At 31.9% G+C, this 15,770-nt stretch carries 11 protein-coding genes; 5 read left to right on the top strand and 6 right to left on the bottom strand.

Annotated features, from left to right (window positions below; all coding sequences use genetic code 11):
* The first annotated feature begins 124 nt into the window (after positions 1 to 124).
* The 3 genes from FBF20_RS00055 (at position 125) to FBF20_RS00045 (ending at position 1,684) form a co-directional block, all read left to right on the top strand.
* Positions 125 to 772 (top strand): ferritin family protein, encoded by a 648-nt coding sequence (locus FBF20_RS00055; protein ID WP_002855562.1) that lies wholly within the window; start codon positions 125 to 127, stop codon positions 770 to 772.
* A gap of 64 nt (positions 773 to 836) precedes the next feature.
* Positions 837 to 1,076 carry a ComEA family DNA-binding protein gene (locus FBF20_RS00050; RefSeq protein ID WP_002855574.1) on the top strand — a complete coding sequence of 80 codons (240 nt, stop codon included), beginning with the start codon at positions 837 to 839 and terminating at the stop codon, positions 1,074 to 1,076.
* Between the two features lie 32 nt (positions 1,077 to 1,108).
* Complete coding sequence (locus FBF20_RS00045; protein ID WP_002853153.1) at positions 1,109 to 1,684, top strand: ribonuclease HII; 576 nt, start codon at positions 1,109 to 1,111, stop codon at positions 1,682 to 1,684.
* Here FBF20_RS00045 and FBF20_RS00040 read toward each other — a convergent pair whose 3' ends face one another.
* The 3 genes from FBF20_RS00040 to FBF20_RS00030 all read right to left on the bottom strand — a co-directional run bounded on the left by FBF20_RS00040 (position 1,685) and on the right by FBF20_RS00030 (position 9,071).
* Positions 1,685 to 3,130 carry a glutamate synthase subunit beta gene (locus FBF20_RS00040; protein ID WP_002859727.1) on the bottom strand — a complete coding sequence of 482 codons (1,446 nt, stop codon included), beginning with the start codon at positions 3,128 to 3,130 and terminating at the stop codon, positions 1,685 to 1,687.
* Between the two features lie 9 nt (positions 3,131 to 3,139).
* Positions 3,140 to 7,630, bottom strand: a complete 4,491-nt coding sequence (gene gltB, locus FBF20_RS00035; protein ID WP_002890451.1) for a glutamate synthase large subunit — start codon at positions 7,628 to 7,630, stop codon at positions 3,140 to 3,142.
* 133 nt (positions 7,631 to 7,763) lie between these two features.
* Entirely contained in the window at positions 7,764 to 9,071 is a 1,308-nt protein-coding gene (locus FBF20_RS00030) for a Na+/H+ antiporter family protein (RefSeq protein WP_077409349.1), read from the bottom strand.
* A 203-nt stretch (positions 9,072 to 9,274) separates the two neighbouring features.
* Between FBF20_RS00030 and FBF20_RS00025 the strand changes: the two genes are divergently transcribed.
* Together FBF20_RS00025 and FBF20_RS00020 are read left to right on the top strand one after the other, a co-directional pair.
* Positions 9,275 to 10,513: a sulfite oxidase gene (locus FBF20_RS00025; protein WP_002886500.1), complete on the top strand. Its 1,239-nt coding sequence runs from the start codon at positions 9,275 to 9,277 to the stop codon at positions 10,511 to 10,513.
* A gap of 2 nt (positions 10,514 to 10,515) precedes the next feature.
* Positions 10,516 to 10,857, top strand: a complete 342-nt coding sequence (locus FBF20_RS00020; RefSeq protein ID WP_002867504.1) for a monoheme cytochrome C — start codon at positions 10,516 to 10,518, stop codon at positions 10,855 to 10,857.
* Between the two features lie 25 nt (positions 10,858 to 10,882).
* Here FBF20_RS00020 and gyrB read toward each other — a convergent pair whose 3' ends face one another.
* From gyrB to dnaA, 3 genes are all read right to left on the bottom strand, one after another.
* A complete protein-coding gene (gene gyrB, locus FBF20_RS00015) occupies positions 10,883 to 13,192 on the bottom strand; it encodes a DNA topoisomerase (ATP-hydrolyzing) subunit B (protein ID WP_002859723.1) in 2,310 nt (769 codons plus the stop codon).
* A 28-nt stretch (positions 13,193 to 13,220) separates the two neighbouring features.
* Positions 13,221 to 14,288, bottom strand: coding sequence for a DNA polymerase III subunit beta (gene dnaN / locus FBF20_RS00010; protein ID WP_002873265.1), 1,068 nt, complete (start codon positions 14,286 to 14,288; stop codon positions 13,221 to 13,223).
* Between the two features lie 159 nt (positions 14,289 to 14,447).
* A complete protein-coding gene (gene dnaA / locus FBF20_RS00005) occupies positions 14,448 to 15,770 on the bottom strand; it encodes a chromosomal replication initiator protein DnaA (RefSeq protein ID WP_100608100.1) in 1,323 nt (440 codons plus the stop codon).

Below are 15,770 nucleotides of genomic sequence, written 5' to 3'. Positions count from 1 at the left end.
TAGCAAAGCTTAATTTTTGTGAAATTTATTTTGATATACATTTTCATAAATGATAAAAATTATTAATTGACAAAAATATTTTTTTATAATACAATACTTTTTGATAATCAAAAAAGGAGTCAAAATGAGACAATATGAAACCTATAAATGCCAAAAATGTGGTAATGAAGTAGAAGTTCAAAATGTAGGTGGAGGTAAGCTTAGTTGTTGTGGTGAAGAAATGAAATGTATCACTACAGATTTAACTGCAGTAAATTTGATGAAAGCTTTTGCGGGCGAATCTATGGCGAGAAACAAATACGATTTATTTGCTGATGTAGCTGAAGAAGAAGGTTGGCATGCGGTTGCTAGACATTTTAGAGAAGCAGCTGAAAATGAAAAATGGCATGCAAGAGCAGAATTTAAAGCTTATCATGAAATCGTTGATGGAAAACCTTTAGAAGTAACTACAAAAAACCTAGTAAGTGCTGCAGAAGGTGAAAACTATGAGCACACAACTATGTATCCAAATTTTGCAAAAATTGCTGAAGATGAAGGTAAAAAGGCTATAGCAAGATTATTTACAGCTATTGGTAAAGTAGAAATCGAACACGAAAGAGAATATCTAGCACTTAAAAAAATGCTTGAAGAAGAAGAATTTTTTAATAGCGAAGTAGAAGAATTATGGGTTTGTGAAGTATGCGGACATATACATCGTGGCAAAAAAGCTCCAGCAGCCTGTCCTTTATGTAAAGCACCAAAAGAGTATTTTAAACGCGAATTTTTGGGTTAAGTTAAGAAATTCTTATCCTTTTTAAGATAATATTATAATTATTTTTTAATAAAAGGATAAGAAAATGAAAAAATTACTATTTTTATTTTTTGCTTTAACGGCTTTTCTCTTTGGTGCTGTAAATATCAACACTGCAACGCTAAAAGAATTAAAAAGTTTAAATGGTATTGGCGAAGCTAAGGCTAAAGCGATTTTAGAATACCGTAAAGAAGCAAATTTTACAAGTATTGATGATCTTAAAAAAGTTAAAGGCATAGGTGATAAGCTTTTTGAAAAAATCAAAAATGATATCACAGTAGAATAAAAGGGCATTTTTGCCCTTCTTTTTAGAAAAATTTGAAAACTTTATTTGACACAAAAGAACTTTTAAACGAATTTGATATAAATTTAATCGGTATTGATGAAGCAGGACGCGGTGCTTTAGCAGGTCCTATGATGATGGCAGCTTGCAAACTGAACAAACAACTTGATGGGTTGTGTGATTCTAAAAAACTAAGCGAAAAAAAACGCGAAGAACTTTATGAAATCATCATCAAAAATTCAAACTATCTCATACTTGCTTTTTCTTCGGAACAAATCGACGCACTAGGCTTAAGCACTTGTTTAAAAAAAGGCTTAAAACTTATAAAAAAGCATTTTAAAACAGAAAATAACTTCTTATATGATGGAAACACCAACCTAGGTATAAACGGGATAAAAACACAAATCAAAGCCGACACTAGCATTTTGCAAGTAAGTGCAGCTAGCATACTTGCAAAAGTTAGTAAAGATAGGGTGATGAATTTCTTAGCTAAAGACTTTCCTTGTTATGAATTTGAAAAAAACAAAGCCTATGGCACAAAAGCTCATAAAGAATTTATAGCTAAATTTGGAATTTGCAAACTCCACCGAAAAAGTTTTAAACTTTTATGATTATTTTGCTAAATTTTGATGCAAACTCAAAGCACATTCTATACCATCTTTTATAGCCCAAACAACTAAAGATTGTCCTTTTCTAGCATCTCCACAAGCAAAGATTTTTTTATGAGTGGTTTGGAAATTTTCTGTGCTTATGTTGTTTTTCTCATCTAATTTCACTCCAAAATTTTTAGAGATAGCTTCTTCGCACCCGCTAAAACCCATAGCTAAAAGCACTAAATCCGCTTTATAAGTTTTTTTAGAATTTGAAATTTCGACATTTATAGCTTTGCCTTCTTTAAACTCGCGTTTTAAATCATTTGCTTCAACACCTTCTACATGAGTTTTTCCTAAAAATTTCTTTGTCATTTTTTGATATTCCCTAGGATCTTTGCCATATACAGCAATGGCTTCTTCTAAACCATAATCAGTAGTAAAAATGTCAGCTTTTAAAGGCCAAGGATTGTTTTGGCTTCTTTGCAAAGGTCTTTTTGGACTTCTTTCAAAACGCACTATAGATTTAGCCCCTTGTCTTGTCGCTACAGCGATACAATCCACACTTGTATCCCCGCTTCCTATAACCAAGACATTTTTACCTTTGGCCATATCTGCACCCTTGCCTGTTTTTAACAAAGTTTTGGTATTTTGCGTTAAAAAATCAAGAGCAAATTCAACCCCTTTTAGCTTTCTACCTTCTATATCAAGATCTATAGGCTTACTTGCTCCTGTACAAAGCACCAAAGCATCAAATTCTTTTAGAAGTTTTGAAACCTTATCTTTGCTGTCTATATTTTCATTCACTTTAAATTCAATCCCACTTTTTTTAAGCAAATCCACCCGTCTTTGAACTATACTTTTATCAAGCTTCATATCAGGGATGCCATACATCAAAAGTCCGCCTATTTTATCGCTTCTTTCAAAAACACTTACTTTATAACCTAGTGAATTTAAAGTATTGGCACAAGCAAGCCCAGCAGGCCCACTTCCTATGACAGCGATTTTTTTGCCATTGTATTGCTTAGGTTTATTTACTCTTACTAAATTTTCCTTAAAAGCATTTTCTATAATGGATAATTCATTATTTTTTATGCTCACACTAACACCATTTATCGCACACACACAAGAATCCTCACAAGGAGCAGGGCAAACACGACCGGTAAATTCAGGAAAAGGATTGGTAAGATCAAGTCTTTCATAAGCTTCTTTCCATAAAGAACGATAAACAAGATCGTTCCATTCAGGAATGAGATTGTTTAAAGGACAGCCCACATCTTTTCCTTCGCTCATCACACCCGTATGACAAAAAGCTACCCCACAATCCATACATCGTCCACCTTGAATTTCTTGTTCTTTTTTATCCAAAGGTATAGTAAATTCTTTGAAATTTAAAACCCTTTCCTTAGGAGCAATTTTTTTAAAATCCATTCTTTTAAAGTCTAAAAAACCTCTTGCATTTCCCATTTTTACTCCTTATTTTTGTGTGATTTTCAAAAATGCTGCTAAATTTGGATCTTTTTCATTTTTACAAAGATCAAGCATTTTTAACATCTTTTCATAATCTCTTGGCATGACTTTAAAAAAGTCTTTTTTATCGAATTTTTCTAAAATATCTTTAGCCTTTTTAGAATCTGTATAAGTGATATGTTTTTCTATCACAGCTTTTAATTCTTTTTCATCCTTAGCATTAAGATCTTTAATATCCACAAGCTCGGTATTTACATGAGCTTCATTGTGTCTTCCAAAGATATAAACAACGCCCCCACTCATACCAGCAGCGAAATTCGCACCCACATCTCCAAGAACTACAACTTGTCCACCTGTCATATATTCACAACCATGCACGCCTGTTCCTAAAACCACAGCCAAAGCCCCTGAATTTCTTACACAAAATCTTTCCCCTGCTATACCATCTAAATACACTTCACCTTTTGTAGCTCCGTATAAACAAGCATTTCCTGCGATGATATTTTCTTCAGGTGAAAAAGTGGCTTCATTTGAAATTTTTGCTATGATTTTACCACCACTTAAACCCTTGCCTAAATAATCATTGCTATCGCCTATAATCTCAAGTTTAATACCCTTTAACAAAAACGCTCCAAAGCTATTGCCTGCATTGCCTATAGCTTTGATATGGATACTATCTTCATCTAAAGCATCTTTTCCATAAGTTTTTAAAATTTCACTTGAAAGCATAGTTGCAAAAGTACGACTTTGATTTCCTACTTCTAAAGAAAGTTTGATAGGCTCTTTTTTCTCCACAGCATTTTTACAAAGTGGTAGTAAAATTCTATAATCAATCGTTTTTTCAAGTTTATTGTCTTTATAATCTTTAAAATGCACAGCGGTTCTATTATAAGTAGGCAAGGATTTTAAAATTTTATCTAAATTTAGCTTTCCTGCTTTACCTTGCACACTTTTTTGGCGGAGTTTATCCACGCGACCTATCATATCATCAAGGCGTTCAAAACCAAGCCTTGCCATGTATTCTCTAAGCTCCTCAGCTATAAAATACATGAAATTAATCACATCATCTACTTTGCCTTTGAAACGATCTCTAAGTTCTGTATCTTGAGTGGCTATACCAAAAGGACAGGTATTTAGATGACAAACTCTCATCATTGTACAACCTAAAACAATCAAAGGCGCGGTTGCAAAACCAAATTCTTCAGCTCCTAAAAGTGCTGCTATGGCTAAATCACGCCCATTCATAAGCTTTCCATCAGTTTCTAATCTTACCCTATCTCTAAGCTTATTTAAGATCAAAGTTTGATGCGTTTCAGCTAAGCCTAACTCCCAAGGAATTCCAGCATGCGGTATAGAAGTTCTAGGACTTGCACCCGTACCTCCATCATAACCTGAAACAAGGATTAAATTCGCGCCTGCCTTAGCCACACCTGCAGCAACCGTTCCTATGCCATTTTCGCTTACAAGTTTTACTGAAATTTTAGCGTCTTTGTTCGCATGTTTTAAATCATAAATGAGTTGAGCCAAATCCTCAATAGAATAAATATCATGATGAGGAGGTGGGGAAATAAGCGTCACACCTGCAGTAGAATGTCTAGCCTTAGCTATCCAAGGATAGACTTTAAAGCCCATTAATTGTCCGCCTTCACCTGGTTTTGCGCCTTGAGCGACTTTGATTTGAATTTCTTTTGCATGGCTTAAGTAGTTTAAATCCACGCCAAAACGCCCACTTGCTACTTGCTTAATGGCTGAGTTTTTATCCACACCCTCTTTGATTTCATAGCGTTCTTCATCCTCACCACCTTCACCTGAATTTGATTTAGCACCTATTTTATTCATAGCCTGTGCTAAACACTCGTGTGCTTCTTTAGAAATAGAACCATAACTCATCGCCCCTGTTCTAAAGCGTTTAACTATACTTTCTACACTTTCAACCTTATCTATACTGATAGCTTCACTAAAATCAAATTCCATCAAAGAACGCAAATTAACTTGTTTTTCATCTACTAAAGCCGAGTATTTTTTAAAGCTTTTATAGTCTTTGTTGCGACAGGCTTGCTGAAGATTAAAAATCACAAGCGGATCGATTAAATGTTCTTCTTTAGCACTTCTAAAACCATGAATTCCTTTAGAATCTAAAGCCTTATGTGTATCGTTAAAAGCATGTTTGTGTAAAGCAATGAGTTCTTTTTCAAAATCTTCTAAATCCATACCTTCAATGCGTGAAGTTGTAGAAGTGAAGTATTTATCAATCACCTTAGAGCTTAAGCCCAGACATTCAAAAAGTGCAGAGCCATTATAACTTTGCAAGGTAGAAACCCCCATTTTAGAAGCAATTTTGACTATACCACTTGAACTTGCCTTGATGAAATTTTCTACCGCCTTTTCATAACTTAAATTTAAATCTTTATTGGCAATGAGTTTTTGTATACTCTCATAAACCAAATAAGGATTAATAACAGTCGCACCATAACCTAAAAGACATGCAAAATGATGAATTTCTCTAGGTTCACCACTTTCGATGATAAGACTTGTATGTGTTCTTAAATTTTTTCTTACTAGATGATTATGCACTCCAGAAACAGCAAGCAAAGCAGGGATATAAGCGTTTTTTTCATCCACTCCTTTATCGCTTAAAATGATAATAGAAACACCTTTTTTAACCTCATCTTCTATCTTAACGCAAAGTTCATCTAAAGCCTTTTCTAAAGTTTTTTTAGAATAATCATAAAGTATAGAAAATTCTTTAACTTGAAATTTATTTAAAGCCTTAACTTCAAAAAGTTCTTCATTGCTTATCACAGGCAAGGCTATTTTTACGCGTTTTGCATTGTTTTCATCGGGTTTTAATAAATTGCCTTCGCTTCCTAGATAAATCCTTGTAGAAGTAACAATCTCTTCTCTTATGGCATCAAGAGGAGGATTAGTTACTTGTGCAAAAAGTTGTTTAAAATAATTATACAAAGGTTGATAAGTTTTAGAAAGTATAGCCAAAGGAGTATCTACACCCATAGCTGCTATAGCTTCTTTACCATTTTGAGCCATAGCAGCCACGCTCATTTTAAGCTCATCATAACTCCAACCAAAAGCTTTTTGAAGTTTTAAAACCTCATCTTCTTTTAAAAACTGATGTTTATAAACTCCGCTTTTTTGTTTTTCAAGTTCAACTAAATTTTTAAGCCATTTTTTATAAGGCTTAGCATTAGCATAATGCTCTTTGATTTCATTATCAGCTATAACCCTACCTCTTGCTGTATCAACGAGTAAAAGTTTTCCAGGTTCTAAGCGTTTTTTAGCTTTGATATTTTTTTCATCAAGTTTTAAAGCCCCTGTTTCACTTGAAAGTATGAGCATATCATCTTTTGTAAGATAATACCTTGAAGGACGAAAACCATTTCTATCCAAACTCGCCCCCATAATCACTCCATCAGTAAAAACTATAGCAGCAGGTCCATCCCAAGGCTCCATCAATAAAGAATGATATTCATAAAAAGCACGCTTTTTGCTTTCCATATTTTCATTTTTATGCCAAGGTTCTGGCACCATCATCATAAAAGCTTCTTCTAAAGTACGACCATTTAGAGCTAAAAATTCTAAAGTATTATCAAACATTGCAGAATCACTGCTAAGCTTAGCTATGATAGGAAAAATTTCATCTAAATTTTCAAAATACTCACTTTGCATCAAGCCTTCTCTAGCTCTTATGCTATCAACATTTCCGCGTATGGTATTAATCTCTCCATTATGCACCATATAACGGTTTGGATGGGCTCTTTCCCAACTTGGGAAGGTATTAGTCGAAAAGCGAGAATGCACCAAAGCGATGGCTGATTTCATATTGACATCTTTAAAATCAAGATAAAAATCGCTCAATTGAGTTGAAAGAAGCATTCCTTTATAAACTATGGTGCGTGAAGAAAAACTTGAAAAATAAAATTTTGGCACATTAATAGCTCTTTTTTCTATAAGTCGACGCGTACTATAAAGCACTCTTTCAAACTCAAGTCCTGCACTTATTTTACTTGGTTTTTTCACAAAGGCTTGTAAAAAATAAGGCATAGCTTTTAAAGCACTTGCACCTATATCGCTAGGATTAAAAGGCACTTCTCTAAAACCTAAAAATTCAAGTTTTTTATCCTTTAAACCTTGTAAAAATATTTCTTTTGCTTCTTCTTTTGCATCAGTATTGGGTGATAAAAACATCTGTGCTACACCATAATCACCCTTTTTAGGAAGTTCAAAACCCAATTCTTGAGTTTTAAAAAAATCATGTGGAATTTGGATTAAAATCCCCGCCCCATCACCTGAATTTTCTTCAGCTCCTGCACCACCTCGGTGTTCAAGATTCATCAAAATTTCTAAAGCATCACAAATAACCTTATAAGAAGCAATACCGCGTATATTAGCAACTGCAGCGATACCACAGGCATCGTGTTCGTTCTTTGGGTGATATAAACCTATGCTTTGATTATTTTCTAGGATATTTTCTAAATCCATTTTGCTCTCCTTATAAGACTGATTTAAATTTTGTTAGCTTTATAAGGATTATAGCATACATTTTTTTAAAATCGATATAATTTTTATCTTAAAAATAAATAAATTAAAAAATATTTTTATAGATTTGCAAAAATTATAAAAACATGGCGATAATACTACCCAAAATCAATAATGGACCATTATAAAAAATAAAAGTTGGTATGCAAGTATCTTTAATGTGATCGTGTTGTTTATCAGCATTTAATCCTACAGTAGTTCCCATGGTTGTTTCACTGGCTGGACTTCCTGCATCTCCTAAAGCTCCTGCTACTCCTAAGATAAATATAATAAGTGCTGTACTAAAACCAAGTTCCAAACAAATAGGACAAAAAAGCGTAGCTATGATAGGTATAGTTCCAAAAGAAGTACCTATACCCATAGTGATGATAAGTCCTATTAAAAGCATGAAAAATACTGCTAAAAATTTACTTTGCTCCATCCAAGGAACGACTGAATTTACAAGATCTACTACTGATCCACTTTCTTTTAAAACTTCTCCATATCCTGCAGCAACAAGGATAACAAAAGCTATAAAACCCATCATTTTAAGCCCATCATCAAAAACTTCATTGACTTTTGAAAATTCAACTCCACCCAAAATAACCATTAAAACAAAACCCAAAAGCCCTGATAAAGGTAAATTCATAGTCAAAATTTGCAAAACTAAAGTTAAAACAAGCCCAGCTAAAACACCCCATTCTTTACGCGTCATTTCAAGATTTTCTAAATCCACTTTAGCAATTTCTACTTCTTGATACTCTCTTGACTTACGATAAAACACAAAAAGCGCTAGAAAAAGTCCTGCTATCATACAAATAGCAGCGAAATACATAGTATTTGTAACATCATTTAAAGATACACTTACATTATTTGCATTTAAATTATCTTTTAAAAGATCTTGAAAAGTAAGTCCAAAGCCTACTGGCAAAACCATATAAGGCGTAGTAAGTCCAAAAGTTAAAGCACAAGCAACCGCTCTACGATCGATTTTAAGTTTATTAAAAAGACTTAAAAGAGGTGGAATCAACAAAGGTATAAAAGCCACATGAATAGGAATTAAATTTTGAGAAAAACAAGAAATCAAAGCTATAGACAAAAGCAATAAATATTTTTTATGAGATATAAAATGACTTACTATCTTAATCAAATATGCAGTTAAATTTGTCTTTGAAATCGCTGCGGCAATGGCCCCTAAAAGTATATAGCTAAGAGCTGTTTTTAAATTTTCTTTCATTCCGCTTATAAGTATATTCATAGTATCTACGAGTTCAAGATGAGAAAATACACCTGCAACAAGAGCTGAGATCAAAAGACTCAAAAGTACATTAAAACGAAACAAACAAAGTAAAGTCATCAAAACAACACTGATAATAATAGGATTAGTAAGTAAAGTCAAAATTATTCCTTAAATAATTTTAAAAATTTAATTGTAGAAAAAACTTAGTTAAAATGTAATAAAACTCGAACATATAATGATTTTATTTTAATATGCAAAATTATAAAAATAATTAATTTTTTTAATCAAAAAGATTAATATAATCAATTATTAAATTCCTAAAAATTTATAATAAAATAAAAAAATCATAAAAATATAAGGATATTTCAATGAAACAAAACAATCAAAAAGAAGATCGCAGAAATTTCTTAAAAAATATAGGATTTGGTTTGCTTGGCATCAGTGTATTGTCAAATTTTTCTTTTGAGAATTTTTTAGGAAGTAAGGCTTTGGCAAAAGAATTGCCTGATTTTAAAATAGAAGGTAAAAAAGATCTTATCTACCATGGCGAAAAACCATTAACAGCAGAAACTGAAATTTATGCTCTTGATTCTGATTTTACCAAACCTGAAAATTTCTTTGTTAGAAATAATGGCTTACTACCAAGCCTAGAAACGATAAAAGAAAGACTTCACAAAGGTTGGACTTTAGAAATCGATGGAGAAAGCATTATCAATAAAAAATCTTACACCATAGAAGATTTAAAAAAGAAATTTAAAACCTATACTTATGCCTTAACAGTTGAATGCGGTGGAAATGGTAGATCCGAAGTTATACCTAGCACAAAAGGAACTCAATGGGGTTATGGTGCAGTAGCTTGCGGTAGATGGACAGGAGTGCGTTTAAAAGATATTTTAAAAGATTGTGGCATCAAAAATGATGCGGTTTATATCGGATATTATGGCATAGATACAAAATTAAATGGTGAAGAAACTTCACCTATTAGTAGAGGAGTTCCTATTTCTAAAGCTTTACAAGATGAAACTCTAATAGCTTGGGCTTATGAAGGCAAAGATATTCCTTTAGTCAATGGCTATCCACTTAGACTTGTTTGTGGTGGTTACCCTGCAAGTACAAGCGGTAAATGGCTTTATAAAATTTCAGTAAGAAATAAAATTCATGATGGTGAAAAAATGGAAGGTTCTTATAAAGTTCCTGTAAATCCGGTAAAACCAGGAGATTTTAACTATAAAGGCGAGATGAAAATCATAGAATCAATGCCTATAAGATCTGTAATTACTAATATCAAAAATGGTTCTGAAATAAAAGCAAATAAAAAATTTGAAGTTAGAGGTAAAGCTTGGGCTGGAGAACTTGAAGTTAGTGAAGTTTATATAAGCAATGATTATGGCGTAACATGGACTAAAGCAAAGGTAGAAAAACCATTAAATAGATTAGCATGGCAAAAATGGAGTGCTCAAATATCAATACCAACAAAAGGATATTATGAAATTTGGGCAAGAGCTATCGATAGTCAAGGTAACAGTCAACCTATGGTTTTAGCACAGTGGAATCCAGGAGGATATATCAATAATGCATGCCATAGAGTTAATGTTTATGGAGTTTAAGTATGAAAAAAATTATATTGATCTTAGTATTGTTTTTAAGTGCAAGTTGGGCTCAAAATCTTGAAATTAACCCTGATACAGGATTGATTATCGATCCTGATTCACCTTTAGTGGAAGCAAATTGTTTAGCTTGTCATGGATCCAATCTCATTACTAATATGCATGCAAGTAGAAAAGCTTGGTTAGCAGCTATAAGATGGATGCAAGATAGTGAAGGACTTTGGGAAATAGAACCTGAAGATGAAGAAAAAATTTTAAATTATCTTGAAAAATATTATGGAGAAAAATACGATACAAGAAGAAGAATTCCTCTAGCTATACTCTTACAAAACAAAACTCATTGAAGAAATGATTTCTTCAATGATAAATTTACACATCCAAATGCTTTACATCTTTAGCGTGTGCTTGGATATAATCGCGTCTTGGTTCAACCTCATCACCCATAAAGAGATTAAAGGTATCATTTGCACTTTGTGCATCTTCAATAGTGATTTTTAAAAGTCTTCTTACACTTGGATCCATTGTGGTTTCCCAAAGTTGCTCAGGATTCATTTCCCCTAAACCTTTATAGCGTTGTATAGTAGCACCTTTTTTAGCATTGGTTTCAACATCTTCAAGAACTTCTAAAATATCTTTATCAAATTCCAAGCCTCTATCTTTAATCTTATCAAAAATATAATTTGCTTCTTCATATAGTGGATGAGTGAAAAGTTCTTCATTGATCACAAGTTCTTCTAAGCCATTTTGAGTTTGAACGAAAGCTCGAATTTCATTTTCGTTGATATAATGATTTAAGATATTGTGTCCTTGTGTTTCTAAAAATTGTTTGATTACACTAAATAATTCTTCATTATTTCCTTTAACTAAATTTGAATTTTCTATCATATAGCGTATCACAGAAATCACATTAAAACGTTTTTCAAGATCTTTTAAAATCGCACGATAAGCTGCAACGATTTTTAAATAATCTTTTAAATCATTCATTCCTATACCTTCATAGTTTAAACCTTCTATTCCTGTTTCTATCAGGTATTCGCTCAAAGCTTTTTCATCCTTTAAATAAATTTGCTTTTTAGCTTTTTTATAAAGATATAAAGGTGGTTGTGCTAGATAAATATGTCCATTTGCTACAAGTTCATTCATAAAACGGAAGAAGAAAGTTAAAAGCAAGGTTTGTATATGTGATCCATCAACATCCGCATCTGTCATGATGATGATTTTATGATATCTAAGTTTTGAAAGATCAAAATCTTCACCTATACCACAGCCAAAAGCGGTAATCATATTTTGAATTTGCTCAGATTTTAAAATTTTATCCAGTCTTGCTTTTTCAACATTTAAAATTTTACCACGCAAAGGCAGTATAGCTTGGAAAGATCTTTCTCTACCTTGTTTTGCAGAACCTCCTGCAGAATCCCCTTCCACAAGATAAATTTCACTTTCACTTGGATCTTTACTTTGACAATCAGCCAATTTCCCTGGTAAAGTTCCTACGCTTAAACTTTCTTTTTTACGCGTTAATTCTCTAGCTTTTTTTGCTGCTTCTCTTCCTCTAGCTGCCATTAAGGCTTTGTTCATTATAGCTTTAGCTTCGATAGGATTTTCTTCAAAATATTTAGTCAAATATTCAAAACTTGCTTTTGAAACTATAGGACGCACATAAGTTGAACCAAGTTTTCCTTTGGTTTGTCCTTCAAATTGTGGTTCAGGTACCTTTACACTCACAATAGCGATCAAACCTTCACGCACATCATCACCCGTGATTTTATTATCCTTTTCTCTAGCACTTGCATTTGCTTCTATATAATTACTTATCACACGAGTTAAACCCATTCTAAAACCAGCTTCGTGTGTTCCACCATCTGGGGTTTTGATATTATTTACAAAAGAGAGTAAATTTTCACTATAAGTATCATTGTAAAGCAAAGCTACTTCAACATTCACATCTTCTTCATCTACACTAAAGAAAATTGCTTTAGTTAAAGCTTCTTTTTTATTTAAGTCTGTAACAAACTGAGAAATTCCACCTTCAAAGTGAAAACTTTCATGTTTGCCTACGCGGTTATCTTTAAAATTTATAGTGATTTTTGGATTTAAGTATGCAAGTTCACGAAATCTTTTAGCCAAAATTTCATAATCAAATTCAGTCACTTCAAAAATTTGATCATCAGGCCAAAATTCTATAGTTGTTCCTGTTTTTTTACTTTTTCCTATCACACCAAATTCACTGATAACTTTACCTTCTGAAAATTCTTGACGATAAATTTCTCCATTTCTTTCAACTGTAGCTACAAGTTTTTTAGAGAGTGCATTTACAACTGAAACCCCAACACCGTGCAAACCGCCTGAAACTTTATAAGTATCTTTATCGAATTTTCCCCCTGCATGTAGGACAGTTAAAACAACAGTTAAAGTTGGCATATTTTCAGTTGGGTGCATATCAACAGGAATACCACGACCATTATCACTAACTATACAGCTTCCTTCAGTAGTGATTTCTACATCTATAGTATCACAATGTCCTGCCATAGCTTCATCGATAGAATTATCCACAACTTCATAAATCATATGATGAAGTCCGCCTATGTTTGTATCTCCTATATACATACCTGGGCGTTTTCTAACAGCTTCTAGGCCTTTTAGGACTTTAATATTACTCGCACCGTAATTTTCTTGCATATTTTTCCTTTATCTTTTACTTGTTTTATTACAAAATCATAGGCATGATAATCATTGATAGTCCTTGGGATTTGACTATAAATGCTGAATTAGGTTCATTTACACTTAAAGTGAATTTTTCTTCTTCTATAGAAGTTAAGAAATCAAGTAAATATTTGATTTTTATAGTAAGATTAAATTCTTCACTCACTCCTGTTTGAATTTCAAGTTCTGTTTTTGCTTCCATATTGTCTAAACTTATACCTTCAAAGATGATTTTATCTTTGTTAAAATGAAGTTTCATTTTTTCAGTTACAACGCTGATTTTTTTAAGACTATCTATAAAATCTTCAGTTGAAAAACTGAGTTCTTGTTTGAAAGTTTTTGGTATAACTTTTTCATAATCTGGAAATTTATCATTGATAAGTTTTGTAAAGAATTCAAAATTTTCATTTTTGGCAATAAGCATATTTTGATCATAAAAAATTTCTATTTTTTCATAGAAAAGTTTTTGCATTTCCATAATAGCTTTTTTAGGGATACTAAAACTAAATTCTTGATTATTTGCTTTTTCTAAAGTATAGATTGCAAGTCGTTTTGTATCAGTTCCTACGAAGTTAATTTTATCTGTTTTTATATCTAAAAATGCACCATTTAAGGAGTATTTTGGGTTGTTTGTATCAATACTTGGTAATATCTTTTTAAGAGAACGGCTTAAATCACTTGAATCAATGTCAAATTGGTTTTTTCCTTCTGTATTTGGAAAATTTGGAAAATCTTCGTGATTAAACATAGGAAGTTTGTATTTTGTACTCTTTTGTCTTATAAATAAAAAATTATCAATGGTTTCTAAAACAACTTCTTCATTATTTAAGCTTTTAATAACATCTGCAATACTTTTTGCGTTTGCAGTAGCAAAACCACTTGATTCTACGCGGATTTTTTTTATTTTATAGTTGATACCTATTTCATAATCACTAGCTTTAATAAGAAGTTTATCTTCATCAGCATGAAAAAAAAGATGAGAAGTAATGGTGCTTGAGTCTTTTTTTTCTACATAAGCATTACATAAAATCACTGCAGATTCTAAAGTATTTTTATTGATACTTAACTTCATTTTTTCTCCTTGGTTTATTTTAATTTTAAATTCGTTGTAATAATAAGCTTGTTGAAATTGTGAAATTTTTCAAAGCAAAATAATCAAATTTGTATTTTATCATACTTTGCTTAATTTCTTTTTTTCACACTCTAGAATTTATTTTTCACATCCTTTCACTTAACTTTGACTTTTAACAAGAATTTTGTTTTTAAGTTCTTCGATTTTTGCTTTTAAAGAACCATCATTTTCTATCATTTCTGTGATTTTTTTAACATTATGTGAAATAGCCGTGTGATCTTTCATTTCAAAATAATTTGCAAGTTGTGGCATAGTCAAAGCCGTAAGTGTCCTAGCTAAGTAAATCACAATGCGTCTTGCTGTGACTATATTTTGAGTTTTTTTATTGGATTTCACATCGCTTGGTTTGATGTTAAATTCCTTACATACCAAAGATAAAATGTCATCTATAGTGATATTTTCTTTCTTTTCTTTGATATGATCTTTCATCACACTTTTTGCAAGTTCGAGTGTGATTTCTTGTCCTAGTATGGTTGCATAGGCATTTAAACTTATAATGATACCTTCGATTTCTCTTATATTATCCCCTAAAGAAGTGGCGATATAGTTTATAATATCATTAGAAAGATTGATATCGTTAAATTCACATTTTTTTCTTATGATGGCTATTTTTGTATCTAGTTGAGGTGGAGTTATATCAGCTATGATCCCATGTGCAAAACGACTTTTTAAGCGTTCGGTTATACCTTTTAGCATGTTGGGTGGATTGTCTGAAGTCATGATGATTTGTCCATCGTTATTTTTGATTTCATTAAATATAAAGAAAAATTCTTCTTGAATTTTATCGGTTTTTCCTAAAAACTGCACATCATCTATAAGCAAAACATCGCAGTTTCTATATTTTTCATGAAATTTATCTAAAGAGCCATTTTTTAAATTTGAAGTAAAATCATTGATAAAATTTTCACTGGTAGCGTAAATAACTTTTTTTCCCATTTCTAAGCTTGCATTTCCAACTGCTTGAAGTAAATGTGTTTTTCCAAGTCCTGTAGGCCCATAAACAAAGATAGGATTATAAAGTTTTCCAAGCTTATCTTTATGTGTTATAGCTTTACATGCTCCATAAGCGTATTTGTTAGAATCCCCTACAACAAAACTTTCAAAAGTAAAAGAAGGATTTAAAATCGTGCTTTGTGCTTTTATATGAGCTATGTCGATTTTTGTGCTTTTGTTATTTTGTTTAGCACTTTGTACTTGTATATTTATGATGGCTTTATTTCCGCTTTGCACTTCATAAAAATGCGCGATTTTTTTGCCGTATTTTGTTTGTATGAATTTAGCCATGAGTTCATTTGGAGCGTTAAAAACCAAAAGATCTGCTTTGCTTTGTTTTTCGTTGAATTTTAAATTTGATAGATAGTTTTCGTATTCGTTTTCGTTTAATTCTTTTTTTAAATTTTCAAGTATTTGGCTTGGATTCAT

This window comes from Campylobacter sp. CFSAN093259 (assembly GCF_012889985.1).
Classification (GTDB): Bacteria; Campylobacterota; Campylobacteria; order Campylobacterales; family Campylobacteraceae; genus Campylobacter_D; species Campylobacter_D jejuni.
The sequence above is the reverse complement of the archived record's forward strand: the minus strand, read 5'-3'. Positions and strand labels throughout refer to the sequence as shown.